Source organism: Pseudoruminococcus massiliensis, from assembly GCF_900291955.1.
GTDB classification, from domain to species: Bacteria; Bacillota; Clostridia; order Oscillospirales; family Acutalibacteraceae; genus Pseudoruminococcus; species Pseudoruminococcus massiliensis.
On sequence record NZ_OLMR01000001.1, the window covers coordinates 515,210 to 531,906 of the forward strand.

At 35.9% G+C, this 16,697-nt stretch carries 15 protein-coding genes; 4 read left to right on the plus strand and 11 right to left on the minus strand.

The window, feature by feature from the left end:
- Positions 1-6: 6 nt before the first annotated feature.
- From C9914_RS02460 to pulA, 6 genes are all read right to left on the minus strand, one after another.
- The gene (locus C9914_RS02460; protein WP_106763098.1) at positions 7-486 is read right to left on the minus strand and encodes a ribosome maturation factor RimP; all 480 of its coding nucleotides are present in this window, start codon (positions 484-486) and stop codon (positions 7-9) included.
- 196 nt (positions 487-682) lie between these two features.
- A complete protein-coding gene (locus C9914_RS02465; protein WP_022265224.1) occupies positions 683-1,393 on the minus strand; it encodes a PIN domain-containing protein in 711 nt (236 codons plus the stop codon).
- A 27-nt stretch (positions 1,394-1,420) separates the two neighbouring features.
- Positions 1,421-2,566 carry a hypothetical protein gene (locus C9914_RS02470; protein ID WP_106763100.1) on the minus strand — a complete coding sequence of 382 codons (1,146 nt, stop codon included), beginning with the start codon at positions 2,564-2,566 and terminating at the stop codon, positions 1,421-1,423.
- Positions 2,567-2,682: 116 nt separating this feature from the next.
- Positions 2,683-3,642: a ribose-phosphate diphosphokinase gene (locus tag C9914_RS02475; protein WP_022265226.1), complete on the minus strand. Its 960-nt coding sequence runs from the start codon at positions 3,640-3,642 to the stop codon at positions 2,683-2,685.
- A 248-nt stretch (positions 3,643-3,890) separates the two neighbouring features.
- On the minus strand, positions 3,891-5,219 hold the full coding sequence (locus C9914_RS02480; protein WP_106763102.1) for an MATE family efflux transporter: 1,329 nt from the start codon (positions 5,217-5,219) through the stop codon (positions 3,891-3,893).
- Positions 5,220-5,342: 123 nt separating this feature from the next.
- The gene (gene pulA, locus C9914_RS02485; RefSeq protein WP_158707315.1) at positions 5,343-8,501 is read right to left on the minus strand and encodes a type I pullulanase; all 3,159 of its coding nucleotides are present in this window, start codon (positions 8,499-8,501) and stop codon (positions 5,343-5,345) included.
- 334 nt (positions 8,502-8,835) lie between these two features.
- Here pulA and ade point away from each other — a divergent pair, with 334 nt between their 5' ends.
- Positions 8,836-10,542: an adenine deaminase gene (ade, locus tag C9914_RS02490; protein ID WP_106763105.1), complete on the plus strand. Its 1,707-nt coding sequence runs from the start codon at positions 8,836-8,838 to the stop codon at positions 10,540-10,542.
- A gap of 154 nt (positions 10,543-10,696) precedes the next feature.
- Here the strand turns inward: ade and C9914_RS02495 are convergent, their stop codons facing one another.
- Positions 10,697-10,873 (minus strand): DUF1540 domain-containing protein, encoded by a 177-nt coding sequence (locus C9914_RS02495; protein ID WP_022265230.1) that lies wholly within the window; start codon positions 10,871-10,873, stop codon positions 10,697-10,699.
- Between the two features lie 213 nt (positions 10,874-11,086).
- Between C9914_RS02495 and C9914_RS11465 the strand changes: the two genes are divergently transcribed.
- Positions 11,087-11,260: a hypothetical protein gene (locus tag C9914_RS11465; RefSeq protein WP_158707316.1), complete on the plus strand. Its 174-nt coding sequence runs from the start codon at positions 11,087-11,089 to the stop codon at positions 11,258-11,260.
- Positions 11,261-11,330: 70 nt separating this feature from the next.
- Positions 11,331-12,590 (plus strand): phosphopyruvate hydratase, encoded by a 1,260-nt coding sequence (gene eno / locus C9914_RS02500; RefSeq protein WP_106763107.1) that lies wholly within the window; start codon positions 11,331-11,333, stop codon positions 12,588-12,590.
- Positions 12,591-12,689: 99 nt separating this feature from the next.
- Here eno and C9914_RS02505 read toward each other — a convergent pair whose 3' ends face one another.
- A complete protein-coding gene (locus C9914_RS02505) occupies positions 12,690-13,853 on the minus strand; it encodes a starch-binding protein (RefSeq protein WP_106763109.1) in 1,164 nt (387 codons plus the stop codon).
- Between the two features lie 318 nt (positions 13,854-14,171).
- Between C9914_RS02505 and C9914_RS02510 the strand changes: the two genes are divergently transcribed.
- Positions 14,172-14,672: a putative signal transducing protein gene (locus C9914_RS02510; protein ID WP_022265234.1), complete on the plus strand. Its 501-nt coding sequence runs from the start codon at positions 14,172-14,174 to the stop codon at positions 14,670-14,672.
- 64 nt (positions 14,673-14,736) lie between these two features.
- Here the strand turns inward: C9914_RS02510 and C9914_RS02515 are convergent, their stop codons facing one another.
- Genes C9914_RS02515 through C9914_RS02525 form a run of 3 tightly spaced genes read right to left on the minus strand, consistent with a single transcriptional unit; the run spans position 14,737 to position 16,661 of the window.
- On the minus strand, positions 14,737-15,321 hold the full coding sequence (locus tag C9914_RS02515; RefSeq protein WP_106763111.1) for a histidine phosphatase family protein: 585 nt from the start codon (positions 15,319-15,321) through the stop codon (positions 14,737-14,739).
- Position 15,322: 1 nt separating this feature from the next.
- Positions 15,323-16,327 carry a hypothetical protein gene (locus tag C9914_RS02520; RefSeq protein ID WP_242972036.1) on the minus strand — a complete coding sequence of 335 codons (1,005 nt, stop codon included), beginning with the start codon at positions 16,325-16,327 and terminating at the stop codon, positions 15,323-15,325.
- Entirely contained in the window at positions 16,317-16,661 is a 345-nt protein-coding gene (locus C9914_RS02525) for a PadR family transcriptional regulator (RefSeq protein WP_022265237.1), read from the minus strand. The genes C9914_RS02520 and C9914_RS02525 overlap by 11 nt, the downstream gene beginning before the upstream one ends.
- Positions 16,662-16,697: the final 36 nt, after the last annotated feature.

The window sequence follows — 16,697 nt, forward strand, 5'->3', positions numbered from 1 at the left end:
CTCCAATTATATTAAAAAGTCATCTAACTTTATATAGACCGTATTTTTCTTTTGAATAGTTGTTTTTTCGTTGCCATCAAGCATAAGAGTTACGCTATCCTTATCGTGTGCTATAAGTGTGCCTTTAAGCTCACGAACACCATTTTCGTTTGGACGAATAAGCTTAATCATTATCGGAGCACCGAGAAATTCTTCAAAATGCTCATCACGAATAAGGTCACGCTCTATTCCTGGTGAAGAAACCTCAAGACAGTAATTCTGCTCTATCGGGTCGAGCTTATCGAGCGGTTCGTCTATTGCTCGGCTCATAGCCTCGCAATCATCTATGGTAACACCGCTTGGCTTGTCGATAAAGATTCTAAGATACCAGACAGCACCTTCCTTTTGAAAACGAACATCCCAAAGGTTAAGACCAAGTTTTTCGGCGATAGGCTTTGCCAAATCCCAGACGACTGAAACTGTATTTCCCTGTTTTTTCTCTGCCATACGCTCCTCCTCTAAGTAAAAGTCCTTAAACACGATAAAAGAGCGGGTCGCCCCACTCTTTTACAATTCCTATTCTTGTTAATAATTTTAACATATAATTTCGATATATGCAAGGGTTTTATGCGAATTAAATATTGATTTCTAATTACTTTTTCAAAAGCAAACATAATATAACATAAATTTTATTGATTTAAAGTTATTTTTTTGAAAACTTTTTGATTATTGGTTTAACAATATTATATATCCCTAAATAATCATAAGCATAAGTTTCTTTGAGTTCTTGATATACATTATCTGCAAAAAGTCTTTCATCATAGTGCTTTACGACTATTGATGCCACTTCGTTTATAATTAGAGGATAATGAGCATCTTTTATTGCTTTCTGTACCTCAAGATTAAGCTGTACTCTCTTTTGTGAATTATCTGTGCTTTTATGTTTTTCAATAGTACTTGATACTGATTCCTTGGTTGAATTACTCTTTGACAAGGTGGTGATTTTTTTAACCTCTTTAACAGATTTTTGTGTCGAATTATTTTTTGATGTTGAATTTATACTAACTTGCTGTTTAATATCCTTAGAACTTAATTTTTTTAGCAAAAGAATGCTTTGTTTATAGTCATTATCCTTGCTTACAATTACATATCTGCAATTACTACCATTCTTTCCAATCAAATAGCCAAGAACAGTAACAAGGCTCATATCTAATGATTGCTTTCCTACGGGAATATTATAAAAATGTAACTTTGCCTTATTAATTTTAGAAAGTACTTCCATACTGATTTTAGGGGTATTTTTAGTATAAAAAATATATATGTGGTCATGCTCTCCTAACTCATCAGAAGATTCTAAGCCTTTTTCATTAACATTTTCAAAATCGACCAAATAATATGTTTCAATATTAGCCATAATTCACACTCCTATATAATCCTTATTTCAATATAAAACTAAAGTGCTGCCATAGATTTCGCATTTGCAATCATATTTATTTTCTGTGCCTGATTTTGTATCTATAATATAAATAGCTTTATTATCACTACTTGTAATGATAAAGCGGTTTTCTATACAAGCAACAAACTTGCCAAAGGCTGTTTTATACTTCCCCTTAAAGTCACTCATCATACTTTCAACAAGAGTTTTATCCTCATCAATGGTGAGTTTGTATGTTTGACCTGTACGATTTTCAACATAGTATGTTTCATTATCTTCACAGGGCAGAAGCTCTGCGAGAGCCTCTATTTTTTTGCTTTCAAAATCATATGAGCATATTTTTTCAACACCCGATTTAAAGTGTGTAGCCTTCATATATAGCTTTTTATCAGTTATTGCGGCATAACGCACCATGCCTTTAATATCAGCACTTGCAACACAGCGAACCGTCAGGTTTTCCTTGCCATTTTTAAGTTCAAGCAAAGCAGAATCCAAATCGCAAATCCATATGTTATCACGAATATCCGCACTAATCCATCTTTGTTCCCTGAAATAATATAGCTTTGTTTCTTCATCACCCCAAGGGTCGAGAATAATTAGCTTATTGCCCTCAGTGGTCTTAACTGTAAATAAGCTATCGCAACCAACTTTTGAAATCAGAGGACAGCGTATAAATGATTTCTTATCCTGTTCTATATCGTAGATATAAGCAAGTGTATCACATTTTGTCAAAGCCTTATACTGCTTAAAGAAACCTTTGCTTTTTTCATCAGGTGCAGCTGTAAAGATAATATTATTTGCATCTATTGCCTTACATTCGTAAAATCTTCCCGTAAAATTCAGCTTTCTGCGACTAAGTTCCATTCCACTGCGTCTATCAAGCTCAACTACCCATATACTGCTTGAACCGTTTTCAAGCACAAGAAGTATTGTTTCTTCAAATGCAAAAATATGCTGTACAAAAGATGAATCCTCAAGGGTATAGTTTGTAACCAGCCTTTCTCTGCGAGTATCACGATTATATTCGAGTATATAGAGATTACTAAGCTCGCCCTGAAGCTTTTCTTCTGCGTAATATATAAAATCATCGTCAACATAAAAAAGCTGAATCCGTCTTTTCTCAAAAACATTTCTTATATCAACAACTTTCATTTATATCACCTGACTTTCGCTAATCAATAATCAAGAAATTTATCTCTAATTATAAACTTAGGGAACCCTAAAGAAGGATTCCCTAAAGTTTGTTTTATGTTATGCAGCTTTAGAAATTAAAGTGAGATAGAGGAAACCGGCTTATCCTCATAAATTCTCTCGATAGCCTCTGCAAATACAGGAGCAACTGGGAGCATTGTGAACTTATCAAGCATCTTATCCTGTGGTACAGGAATTGTATCAAGAAGAATAAGCTCCTTGATTGGACTTTCCTTAATTCTATCAATAGCAGGACCAGAAAGAACACCATGTGTCGCACCAGCATAAACCTCAATAGCTCCGCCAAGCTCGATTGTAGCCTTAGCAGCGTTGCAGAGTGTACCTGCTGTATCAATCATATCATCAACAAGAATAACCTTCTTGCCCTTAACATCACCGATAATGTTCATAACTTCACATACATTTGCTCTTGGACGACGCTTATCAATAATAGCAATCGGGCAACCAAGGCGTGTAGCAAAGTTTCTTGCTCTTGTAACAGAACCAAGGTCGGGGGATACAACAACATAATCATCTGGGTTGTCGCCAATCATCTTCTTGAAGTAGTTAGCAAGAAGAGGAGCACCGAGGAGGTGGTCAACAGGAATATTGAAGAAGCCTTGAATCTGTGCAGCGTGAAGGTCCATAGTAAGAAGTCTGTCAGCACCCGCTGTTGTGATAAGGTCAGCAACAAGCTTTGCTGAGATTGGGTCACGAGGCTTAGACTTTCTGTCCTGACGAGCATAGCCGAAATATGGTACAACGGCTGTAATTCTTGCTGCGGAAGCACGACGCATAGCGTCAATCATAATAAGAAGCTCCATAATATTATCATTAACAGGAGCACATGTTGACTGAACAATAAAGCAGTCTGAACCTCTTACTGATTCATGAAGTGAAACAGCGATTTCGCCGTCGCTGAAGCTTGAAACATCGGACTTGCCGACAGGAATTCCAAGACAAGCAGCTATCTGCTGTGCGACAGGAATGTTAGAGTTACAAGTGAAAATCTTGATGTCCTTACCATGAAAATTCATTACTGATAATCCCCCTAAATTTTCTATGAAGTTTTTAATATCTGTTTAAAAACAGACTTCGCCCAAAACGGGGCGTTTCCAATTAATATTGTAATACTAACTGCGAAAAAAATCAAGTTTTGGAGTATCTTCGCCAAAAAATTGTAAAGACTAACAATAGAACAGCCATATATTAAGTAAAAAAGTAGTAAAAGAGATAGGCTTAAACACAAGCCCAAGCTCATAAAATTATATTGTCCTAAAAATGCTTAATAATTATATTTCTTTCTATTTGTTATAAGGAATATAACTGTAACCACTAAAGCACAAAGCTCTGCACAGGTGATTGAAAGCCATATTCCGTCAAGACCGAGTATCAAAGGTAAAATCATAACTGATGCTATCTGGAACAAAAGCGTTCTTAAAAAGGATATTGTTGCTGAAATAGCACCATTATTCAAGGCTGTGAAAAATGCTGAGCCATAAATATTGAAACCACATATCAGATAAGAAATTGAGAAAATGATAAGTCCATGCTGTGTAATTTCAAAAAGTTTTGCGTCATAGCCAACAAATATGCTTGATAGAACTCCTGAAAGACTTATTGAAAGCACCGTCAAAACAACACCCACAACACTTACAAAGCCCAAGCTCTTATGGAAAAGATTTTTCAATTCGCTATTATTTTTTGCACCGTAATGGTAACTGACAATTGGAGCACTTCCGATTGAATATCCAAGGAAAATTGAAACAAAAATGAAGTTTACATACATTATTACTCCATATGCGGCAACTCCGTCCTCGCCTATATATTCCATAAGCTTATAGTTATAGAGCATATTCACTATTGACATAGAAAGATTTGTCATAAGCTCTGATGAGCCATTCGCACAAGTTTTCAACAAAATCTTCCAATACATTTTTGTCTTGCCTAAATGCAAGGAACTGCTATTCTTGCTCGAAAAGTAAAATAGAGGAATTACTCCACCTACAATCTGACTTATAGCTGTTGCTATTGCCGCACCTGCTATACCCCATTGAAACAATACTATAAAAACGAAATCAAGAACCATATTAGTAACGCCTGCGGCAACAGTTGCACCAAGTCCAAGCTGTGGCTTTCCTGCCGCAACAAAAAAACTTTGAAATGAGTTAAGAAGCATATAAGGAATTAAGGCAGTTATAATCAAATTGCCATATAGAACACAATTTTCGAGCATTTCGCCATTTGCTCCAAGAAGTATTGAGATAGGTCGCATAAAAATTAAGCCTAAAGCTGTCAAAACCGCTCCCAAAACTATAATTACATAAATCAGCATAGAGAAATATTGATTTGCCTTTTCTTTATCACCCTCACCAAGAGTTTTAGAAATTATGGCACTTCCTCCTGTACCAATCATAAATCCTAATGTACCGAGAATCATCAAAAACGGCATAATTAAGTTGACCGCCGCAAAAGGTATCTTTCCTACAAAATTTGAAACGAATATTCCGTCCACAACTCCATATACTGATGTAAAAATCATCATAACTATTGACGGAAATACGAATTTCAACAGTTTTTTAAGTGTAAAATGCTCTGAAAGCTGTATTTTCATAAATTTTTTCCTCCCATAAAAAAATACGCTCGATTATTTTTCAATAACCGAGCGCACTCGACATCTTATCGACTTTACAATTCCGATTGTTAGTCCTCCGATGACCTATTTAATTTTAAAAAATTAAGAACCTCTTTTTGCCTTGCGTTTTCTTGTAGAAATAAGAGCTATAACAGCACCCGCAAAGGAAACTACTGCCGCAGATGACAAACCAATAACAAGTGGCATTGCAAATCCCGGAACCTTATACTTTTCTGAATAATTATAAATTACATAAATATCATTCTCAGTATAGACACCGTTAGCATTGGCTGGTGTTTTGACAAGCTCATAATCATCAAACTTCATAGCCTCTGTTGTGTAGCTTGATGTGCCGTCAGCCTTGCCTGTCATCACCTTTTTATCTAATACCTTTCCATCATCACCAATATAAACCGCAGTAACCTTTCCTGAATATATTACACTATCTCCATCAACCCAGCAAGTGCCACGAAGTGAATAGCCCTTGCCTGTTGAACTCTTATCAGTTTTAATACCTTTTTTAGGGTCTTTCATATTTGTGAAGATACAATATGCTTCACTTGCATCAATAGTAAGAGTATACCAACCATCTTCACTGCTCTTTTTCATTTCTGTACCAGGGCTTTTTGCAGATATTACATTACGCTTATCATCGTCATCAAGCGTAAATACATATGCACCGACTTTTTCCCAGCCATTTTTATTATAGTAATTTATAACAAGCTTGTCAGCTTCTTTGGTCTTATAGTAATAAACTACTTCAAGCTCTTCACCAGTAAATGTTCCTGCGGTATTATCAGGAAGCTTTTCAAGGTCAAGCTCAAAACCATCAATAGTCTTTACTGTTGTTGTATAAGCTGTGCCTTCTCTGCCCTCAATAGTAACTGAGCTTGCTATTTCCTGTGCAGCCATACCAAAGGCTTCATCACCTGCTCGCATATACTTGACAGTAACCTTGCCAACTGCACCATCAAACTTATTATAGTAATAAGTTACAGTCTGGTCAGCCTTTGTAAATGTTCCGCTCTCGTTACCACTTACGCTATCAAAATCATATCTAAGATTTAAGGATTCGTCCTTTGAGGTGGTGAACTTACCTCCCTCTTTGCCAGTAATAACCTGAGAACTTATAAGCTCATCTGTTGCCTTATCTTTATATTCGATAGTAACCTTACACTTATCGCTTGTGAGATTGATTTTCTCAAAGCTTGATTTATCAACAAGAATCAAAGCTGAACCTGCGTCAACCTTAACTGTATTGCCCTTTACTGTTCCAAGGCTCTTAACACCTGCTGAAGTCTTATTTGCAATAATAGTCCATTCGCTTGGAAGCTTATCACCCTTGAGAGTTACTTCCTTTTCCTCAGTTGAGGAATTGAATATAAGAGCGACCTGTGACCACTCAGATTTAAGTTTCTTTTCTGTATTTGTGAGAGTATATGCAACTAAACCATCGCTATTATTCTCAGCAAATACCATTCTTTCACACGCGCCTGTTGTAGCATCTCTGAATGGTGAGAAAGCCTTTTTGATTTCGATAAGTCCGCTGTAATAAGATACCAAATCACGATATTTTTCAACATTGGACCAACTAAGCATATTTATGCTTGTAGACGATTTATAGCTATTTTCATCACCTTTTTTAGTTCTTGCAAATTCTTCACCAGCCTGCATAAATGTCAATCCCTGTGAAGTAATATACATAGCACCAGTAAGCTTATTCATATCTACAAGCTCATCATCTCTATCTGTAAAGTTTTGGTCGGTTCTTGCAGATAGTACAAGCTTATCATATAGAGTATAATTATCATGTGCTGAAACATAGCTTACACACTGTGAAGGCTGATTTGCCCAACCACCAGTAGTAGTCTTTGTGTTATTTGCCTGTATGCTGTCTATAACATCACTGTCATTAGTACCCTGCTGTACAAAACCAGTATTAGCCGCAATAAAAACATCGCCCTTAATTGCATCACGAATTTTGTCATTAAATGCACCAATTCTGTTATCAAGCTTATTTATATTACTCTGAACAGCAGTAGCTTGACTTGTTCCAATAGTGCCACCTGTCCAAGGCTCACCATAGAGAATAATTTTCTTTCCACCATCAAGCTTATCAACAGCCTCACGAATCTTATTCATTGTTGTTACATCGTGTACACCCATAAGGTCAAAGCGGAAACCATCTATATGATATTCCTGAATCCAATAGAGAATAGAATCTATCATATATTTTCTGAACATAGCGTGTTCACTTGCGGTTTCATTTCCACAGCCTGAAGCATCACTGAATGTTCCGTCTTTGTTCATACGATAATAGTAATTAGGAACTGTCTTTTGGAACGAGCTATCCTTTGCAGTGTAAGTATGATTGTAAACGACATCCATAATAACACCGATACCAGCATCATGAAGTGCCTTAATCATTTGCTTGAACTCGTTAATTCTAACATTTCCGTCATAAGGGTCAGAAGAATATGAGCCTTCTGGAACATTATAGTTCTTTGGGTCATAGCCCCAGTTAAAAGCACCGTCCTGAGTTTCGTCAATAGTTGCATAGTCAAAAACAGGCAAAAGCTGAACATGAGTTACACCAAGCTCTTTGAGGTAATCTATACCTGTTGAAATAACGCCTTGACTATTAAGAGTTGTGCCTTTTTCTGTAAATGCAAGATATTTACCCTTATTAGCGTCTGTAACACCTGAATCAGGGCTTATAGAGAAATCACGAACATGAACTTCCCAAACAACCGTATCTGTCGGAGAATCATAGGTTATATGCTTGTCCTTATCCCAGCCGTCAGGGTCTGTCGAATCGAGGTCAACAACCATAGCTCTATTACCATTTACGCCAACAGCCTTGGCATAAATATCACAGGTTTCTTGAGCCTTGCCATCAGTTGTTACAATATATGTGTAGTAGGTATTCTTAATATCTCCAAAAACTGTATAATACCAAATACCATTATCACCTTTAAGCATTTTCAGATTAGAAATGACTCTTGCACCCTGTTCGATGTCACTTCCTGTTGTATAACGCTTAAGGTATACCTTTTCTGCACTTGGTGCCCATACCTTGAAAGTAGTTTTTTCTTTGGTATAGTTAGCACCAAGGTCGTTTCCGTCATAATACTGCTTATCAAGCTCGTGAGAGTATTTTTTTTCGGCAGCATATGCCGTATTTGGAACAGTCATTGCTATACCTCCTAATAAAATTGTTGCTGATAACATAGCTGATAAAAGCCTTTTTAACTTTGCCAAGCTAAACCCCCCCAATATAACAAAAAAGCGTGCAAATATATGAAATCTGGATAAACTACATTTCTTTCTACAACTTTTCCTAAAATCATTTTTTAAAGCCTGAACTTTTGCCATACCATATAATTCTATCATATTAAATCGAGATTTCAAGCCGTTTTTTTATTTTTGTTAAACATTTTATTATTTATCTATAAATGTCATATTCGTATAGTAATATATTCATAATAACGCAATTACCTTCGGTGAATTTTACATATTATTTTTATACTTGAAGCCATAAGTTACTATATAGTATAATAATTTAAAGATATTTTATAAAAAGGAAGTGTCAGTAATGAAGAAAAAACCATTTTCACAAATCAGGCAAATACTCATCAAAACCGCTATGGGAGAAATCAAACCAGACCTCATACTTCGTGGCGGAAAAATTATAAATGTTTTTACAGGCAAGATAAATTCAGGAGATATTCTCATTAAAGATGGCTATATTGCCGCTATCGGAGATTATTCGGAGATATATCCAAGCTCAGAAAACTTTGAAATAGTAAATCTTGACGGAAAATATGTTTCCGCTGGATTTATAAATGCTCATGTTCATGTTGAATCTTCTATGGTTCTGCCAAACACCTATGCTCGTGAGGAGGTTCGTTTTGGCACAACAACTATAATCACCGACCCTCACGAAATAGGAAATGTTGGCGATATGCCTGCTCTTGAAAGTATACTTGAAATGACCGAAAACCTACCTATAAATTATTTTGTTATGTTACCAAGCTGTGTGCCATCAACACCATTTGAACACACCGGTGCAGTTTTAACTGCTGATGAGCTTATCAAGCTTAAAAATAATCCTCGTGTTCTTGGTCTTGGTGAAATGATGAATGTTCCAGGTGTACTTGGCTGTTCTGAAGATGTTATGAACAAGCTTGATGCCTTTGATAATTACATAATAGATGGACATTCGCCTATGCTTTCAGGAAACTCCCTTTCAGCATATAAAGCCGCAGGAATTATGACCGACCACGAATCAGCCTCATTTAATGAAGCAATAGAAAAGCTTAAGCTTGGGATTTCCATTCTTGTAAGAGAAGGTTCTGCTGCAAAAAATCTTGAAGATATAATTCGTGGTGTTGTTGATAATTCAATAGATACTAATAATATGGCTTTCTGTACAGATGATAAACACCTAAGCGATGTTTGCAAGGAAGGTACTATCCGCTGTAATATAAAAAAAGCTATTGCACTTGGACTTTCCCCTATCAGTGCATACAAAATGGCAACTATAAATGCCGCAAAAATCTATGGCTTAAAGCATATCGGTGCAGTTGCACCATCATATAAGGCAGATTTAGTTATACTTGATGATATGGAAAATGTCAGCATAACGGAAGTTTATAAAGACGGTATTCCGTTTGAAAGATTGAACTTTGAGCAAAAGTTGAATTGCCCTGAATATCTGCTAAATTCAGTAAACTATGCACCTATTAAAGTTTCAAATCTTGAACTTCCTAAAAGTGATAAATATTCTGTAATAGGAATTATCGACAATCAGATTATCACTAAAAAGCTTGAATACACATATACTGATGCACAAAAAGCGCTTGCAAATGGAGAGCTTCTGAAAATCGCAGTAATAGAGCGTCATCACGCAACAGGAAATATGGGAATAGGTCTTATCAAAGGCTATGGTCTAAAAAATGGTGCAGTTGCCACAACCGTTGGACACGATTCACATAACATAATCGTTGTTGGAGATAATGACAGCGATATGCTTCTTGCAGTAGAAGAACTAAAGCGTATTAAAGGCGGATATACTGTTATAAGCAATGGAAAGGTTATCGAATCACTACCACTTATTTTCGGCGGATTGATGAGCGTACTTCCAACAGATGAATTTATTTCACAGCTTGATAAAACAATATCTGCTGCAAGAAATTTAGGTGTAAACAAAAATATCGACCCATTTATAACACTTTCATTTATGGCACTACCAGTAATTCCTGAAATAAGAATAACCGATATTGGAATGGTCGAAGTGTAATTAAGACAATTAAAAGTTCCACTCAAACCTTTTTAAATGCTCGTATGACAATGCCCTTATCGCTTTCCGCAGAGAGCAAAACTTTTTAAATCAATAAAAAACGCAGTAAAGTCAATTTTCGTTTGGCTTTACTGCGTTTTGCTTTTAGCTTAGATTACATATGCTTTGGCTCAAAAGAAAGACAATCTGTACATTGCTTAACTGTTGGGTTATTCTCGTGAGTACCTACCTTAATGGTATCAAGAGAACAATAATTAGCTGATTCGCAGTGATTTGAACATTGTGTTACCGTACATTCAATACATCTGTTTGGCTGACAATTACAATCCATTTTTTATTCTCCTCAAATTATAATTTCAAACGACTGCCCGAACCGTTTTTTCGGTAAGCTTTTGTCGTCCTCAATTATCTTAACCAAAACATCTTGCTTTATACAAAAAATTATTCAAAGCTCAATTTTAAATAATCTCCTTAATTTACGGTAGCTATTACCTCTACTTATATTAAGATAAAAAACTAATAATAATTTCAGGAGGTGAATTTCTTGACTGAATATCTTTGTCTTAGTGATTTACTTGACTCGGACCTTTCAAGCTATGAATATTTTTGTTCATTGCCAGAAAATATAAAACATAAAATCGAAATTGAGGACGCAAGAAGCTTTTCAGAAATGCAAGCTATTGCACAACAAGAAGAACAAAAAGGATTTTTATTTTAATTTTCTCTGCTTATGAATATTTTTCCCGAATTTACTCAAAATAATCTAAAAAACACAAGGGAGAATTATTATGGAAATTACAATTTCAAATGTTCGTGGCAGAGAAATTATTGATTCACGAGGAAACCCAACAGTTGAGGCAGAAGTTACTCTTATAGACGGTTCATATGGCAGAGCTGCTGTTCCAAGCGGTGCTTCTACTGGAGTTTATGAGGCACACGAACTTCGTGATAATGATAAAATGAGATATGGCGGAAAGGGTGTTCTAACTGCCGTTGAGAATATTAACACTCTTATCTCAAAATCTATTATTGGAATGAATGCGCTTAATCAAAGAGCAATCGACAAAGTTCTTAATGCTGAAGATGGTACAGAAAACAAAAGCCATCTTGGTGCTAATGCTATTCTTGCAGTTTCTCTTGCAACAGCTAAAGCTGCCGCAAATTTCATTGATATTCCACTTTTCCGCTATATAGGCGGTGTAAATAGTTATAAATTACCTGTTCCTATGATGAATATTTTGAACGGTGGTGCTCATGCGTCTAATAATATAGATATTCAAGAATTTATGATTATGCCTGTTGGAGCGGACTGTTTTTCTCATGGCCTTAGAATATGCTGTGAAATTTATCATACTCTTGGCAAAGTAATCAAAGAACGTGGAGGCTCAACTGGTGTTGGTGACGAGGGTGGTTATGCCCCAAACCTTGAAAGCGATGAAGAGGCTCTCAAACTCATATGTGAGGCTATCCAAGAGGCAGGATATTCAACTGATACTGTAAAAATTGCACTTGATGCTGCCGCAAGCGAATGGTATGCCGAGGGCAGTTACAAACTTCCAAAGCGTGGCACTATACTTTCAAGTGAAAATGTTTCAGAATATTTCGGAGAGCTCTCTGAAAAATATCCGATAATTTCTATTGAAGACCCTCTAAGTGAACACGATTGGAAAGGCTGGACTCATATTACGAAACAGCTTGGAAATAAAATTCAACTTGTCGGTGATGACCTTTTCGTAACAAATACAGAGCGTTTAAAAACTGGCATAGAGCTTGATGCAGGAAATTCAATTCTTATCAAGATGAATCAGATTGGCACTCTTACCGAAACTCTTGATGCCATAGAAACTGCTAAAAAAGCTGGTTATACCACTGTAATTTCCCATCGTTCAGGTGAAACAGAAGATTATACTATTGCAGACTTAGCAGTTGCCATAAACGCTGGTCAGATTAAAACAGGCGCTCCTTGCCGAAGTGAAAGAGTTGCAAAATATAACAGACTTTTACGAATTGAGCAAAAACTTGGTGCATGTTCCGAATACGGAATATAAAACCTCATAAATCAAAGAGGGCGGAATAAATCCGCCCCTACATAAATAAAAAGCCTCCGCTTTTTATGGCGGAGGCTCAAATTATATTTGATTTATAAATTACTTAGAAGAAACCTTCTTCTTTGTAAGAACAACTGCTGTAAGAGCTGCTGCTGCAAATACTGCTGCAAGAGCAATAGGTGTTGCAGAATCGCCTGTATTTACGCCATTCTTACCGTCCTTACCAGCGTTTGAAGGAGTTGCAGGCTGCTTAGAGTTGTCTGTTGGAGTTGTTGGAGCAGGAGTGCTTGGTTCTTCGCTTGGCTCTGGTACAACTGAAGGCTCACCAGAAGCATCGAATACTACCCAGTTACCTTCCTTATATGTAATAGCAGCACCATCTTCCTTAGCCTCTGCAGATTCTATATTTGGAATATAGATGTTGCCAGCGTTTGCTGTTGCATCAACCTTAACGTCAGTTGTCTGAGCCTTTGGATTCTCTGGAGAATAAGCTACATTTCCTTCTGCATCCTTATCAGGAACGAGGTTATTGAAGATAATCTTTGTTGTTTCGGCATTATACTCGACAGCCCAAACATCTGTACCTTCAATCTGGATAGCTTCCTGTCCTGGCCATGTTGCGTTCTCTTCAGGAGTCCACCAGTAAGCACCAACTTTAGTCCACTTTGATTCGCTATTATCGAAGAAATAATACTTAGGGAGGTTTTCTTCGCCGAGCTGCTCAGCTGCTTTCTTATATGCTTCTGCATACTTACCAGCTGGAACTTCTGGAACTGAAGGCTCCTCTGAAGACTCTGAAGGCTCTGAAGGTATAGGAGCTGGAGCTGCTGGCTCTTCTGTGCCAACATACCATGTGTCAACACCGCCCTTACCTGTACGAGTATCAAAGTAAACTGTTACATCCTTACCATATTGGTCTTCTGTGAAAGAGCAGTTGTCCTGGCTATTAGCTGTAACACCATCTGCATTAGCTGCACCCCAGCTATAATCCCAACCGCCGTTTGCACGAACCTTATAAGTAGAACTTGCACCCTCTTCAGGAACAGGAACTGATACGGTTGCTGTGTAAAGACCGTCGCCATCTTCATCTGTAAGAGCTACATCGCCTTCCCAGGTATTGAAATCGCCGATAACGCCATATGTAGCGCCCTCTGTTTCAAAATCTTCATAAACAGCTGATGCTGAAGCTGTTGAAGCAACAACTACAGAAGCTACTGTTGCACCTGCAAGAAGAATGCTTAATGCTTTCTTATTCATTTTCATTGTAATTTCCTCCTAATTAAAATATTAGAAATTTTTTGTATTATTGAAATTATACCTATCAAGTTATAAGCACAATTTCAATTTAGGTTAAATATACCACAATTCTTACAACTTTGCAATAATTTTTCCTAAGTTTTTACCCAAAATCAAATTTTTGTGTTATTTTTACCAAAGTTACACACCTTAGTTTGTGCAACTTCATAGTATTTTAAGACATATTCGAGTTAATTTGACAAGTATAGTGTAATAGATTATAATATTTTTTATTAGCTTTAATAATATTGAAAGGTGGTTTAGGACAACTAAGTCCTGAAATTTATGATAAAATATTGTTCACGCTGTAAAAAAATATTTGACACTGAAAACGATAAGTGCCAGAAATGTGGCAAAAATCTTATTGAAAAGCCCGCCGGAGAATCACCCGTCTGCATAATAACAACGGGCGGTTTTGAGCTTGAGCGTATAAAATCCGCTTTAGAAAGTGAGGGTATCCCTTGTGTAATTAAAGAAGCCGAGGGCAATGTTAATATGAAAATTCTTAACGAGGGTGACCTTGGCGAAAATAATATTATTGTGCCTCTTGCCGCATATAACCACGCTTGCGATGTTCTGATAGGAATAGGTGCAATGAAGCCTGAGGATAATACACTAACTGTTCCTGAAGACATAAAAATTGATGATTTAGACCAAGATATGAGCCCAAGAAAGCGTTTTTGGGTAAGATTAGCCTCAATAGTCTTGTTTATAATCATTGTCTGGATAGTCATTACTGCAACAGATGCAGGAATCGCTTTATTTAAGAATCTTTTTGGTGCGTAACAAAATCTTTAAAAAAACAATGTTAAAGCACTTTGAGCTAAAAATTAGTTCAAAGTGCTTTTTATTATTTCTTATTTCCTTTAAATTCTTTTTCAACAATAAGAATTTCTTCTTTTTTAACACATTCTCTGCCATCAAAATCTAATCTTATAACATACGGCATAAAGTCAATCATTCTTAAAAAACTATCACAATTATAGCTATGGTCAAAATAATTCAAAATTGTACTTAAAGCTGTCCCATGTGTACCAAGAATTATTGTATCTTTTGGGTGACTGTCTAAAAGCTCAAATAAGGCTGAAATGTTTCTTTCCTGAACACTTCTAAGCGATTCTCCACCTTCTTCGTGGTAGTCAAAATCCTCCCATCTCTTTCGGAACATTCCAAGATTATTACCGTTAAAGCCTTTTTCACGCTCTCTAAAGCGTTCGTCTGTATCAATCTTCAAGCCATGACTTTCCGCACAATGCTTTATTGTGTCAATACTCCTTTTATACGGACTTGATATTGCATAGGTCAATTTAACATCTTTTAAAGCCTCACAAACTTTTTCACTGTCGGCAATTCCCTCATTCGTAAGTGGTCTGGTCTTGTCATCTGCCCAAGAAAATTCTGGCTGTGCGTGCCTTACAAAATAAACTGTTGCCATATTATTTCTCCTTACTTTTCAAACACTTAAAAACTGTAACCAACATATCCAGCATAAACGCAAAAATTATAATTGTTAAGAAGAAGTCTTGAAAGTTCGAGAAAATATTACTCATAAATTGACCATTCTCATCAAAAAGACTTGTCATACTTTTAGAAATATTCGGATTTATAATCTTATCATCTGCAAGCCACCAAATTGCTAATAATGCTGAACTAACATTTGCTATTATGGTTATTATCATAACCTTTTTACTGTATCTTCCTTCTATCAGCCTAACTACATCTCTTATAATTCCGACAACACTAAACATAACAATTATATACCAAGTTTGCCTAATTGTTTCAAGATTAAAAATCGGAATAAATTCATTATACATAACAATGCAGAAAATCTGTGGTGCAGTAAGAAATACAACTAAGAATATCACTGATATTCCAATACTAATAATTGAGTCTACTTTTGATATTTTTTCATTTTTCTTAGGGACAGAAGGTAAGCTATCCAAATTGCTTGTTGTATCAATTTTAATATCCTTATGGTAGAAAAATGCGAAAAGTGCTGTTACAAAACCAAATGCTACTCCAACACTTATAATTAAATTTGTAATTAAAGATGCAATAAAAGTTGCAGATGACGATACTATATTTTCTATACTATTACTTTTTGAAAAATCAAAAATTCCTGAAATTATATTAGCAAGAATAATTCCAAAGATTGTACAAATCATAACGATTTTAAGTACATATTTATAAGTAGAGTAATACGGAGAACCTATCAAACATTTTTTATTGTCTGGATTGTATTTTTCATAAAGTTCTTCGGGTGTTCCAAGCTCTGTAAGAACAACTCTTATATCCTTTTCTTCTGGAACAAGCTCTCCACAGCGTTCCACTAACATATCGTCAATCAGTGTTCTAAGTTCGTCAGAAATATCTTTTTGAACCTTTTGTGGCAGTCTTTTAGTAACCGCATAGATATATCTTTCAATCAAATCATTTTTCATTATTATCCTCCAATAATCTATTAACATTTTGTGAAAAGTTATTCCAATGATTAACTACTCTCTCAAGTACAATCAAACCATCATCAGTTATCTTATAGTATTTTCTCGGCTTTGCTTCACTTGTTTCCCACTCACTTTTTAGCAGACCTTGAGATTCAAGACGCCTCATTAAAGGATAAAGTGTATTTGCTTCAATAGGTATACCATTATCCTGAAGTTTTTTGACAAGGTTATATCCATACATTGGTTCTTTTAGCTGACTAAGAACTAAAAGTATCAATGTTCCTCGTCTTAATTCTAAAATAAGACCTGAAACTATCTCATCATGATTCATATGCTTCACCTCACACCTTATTGTGTGTAATTATTA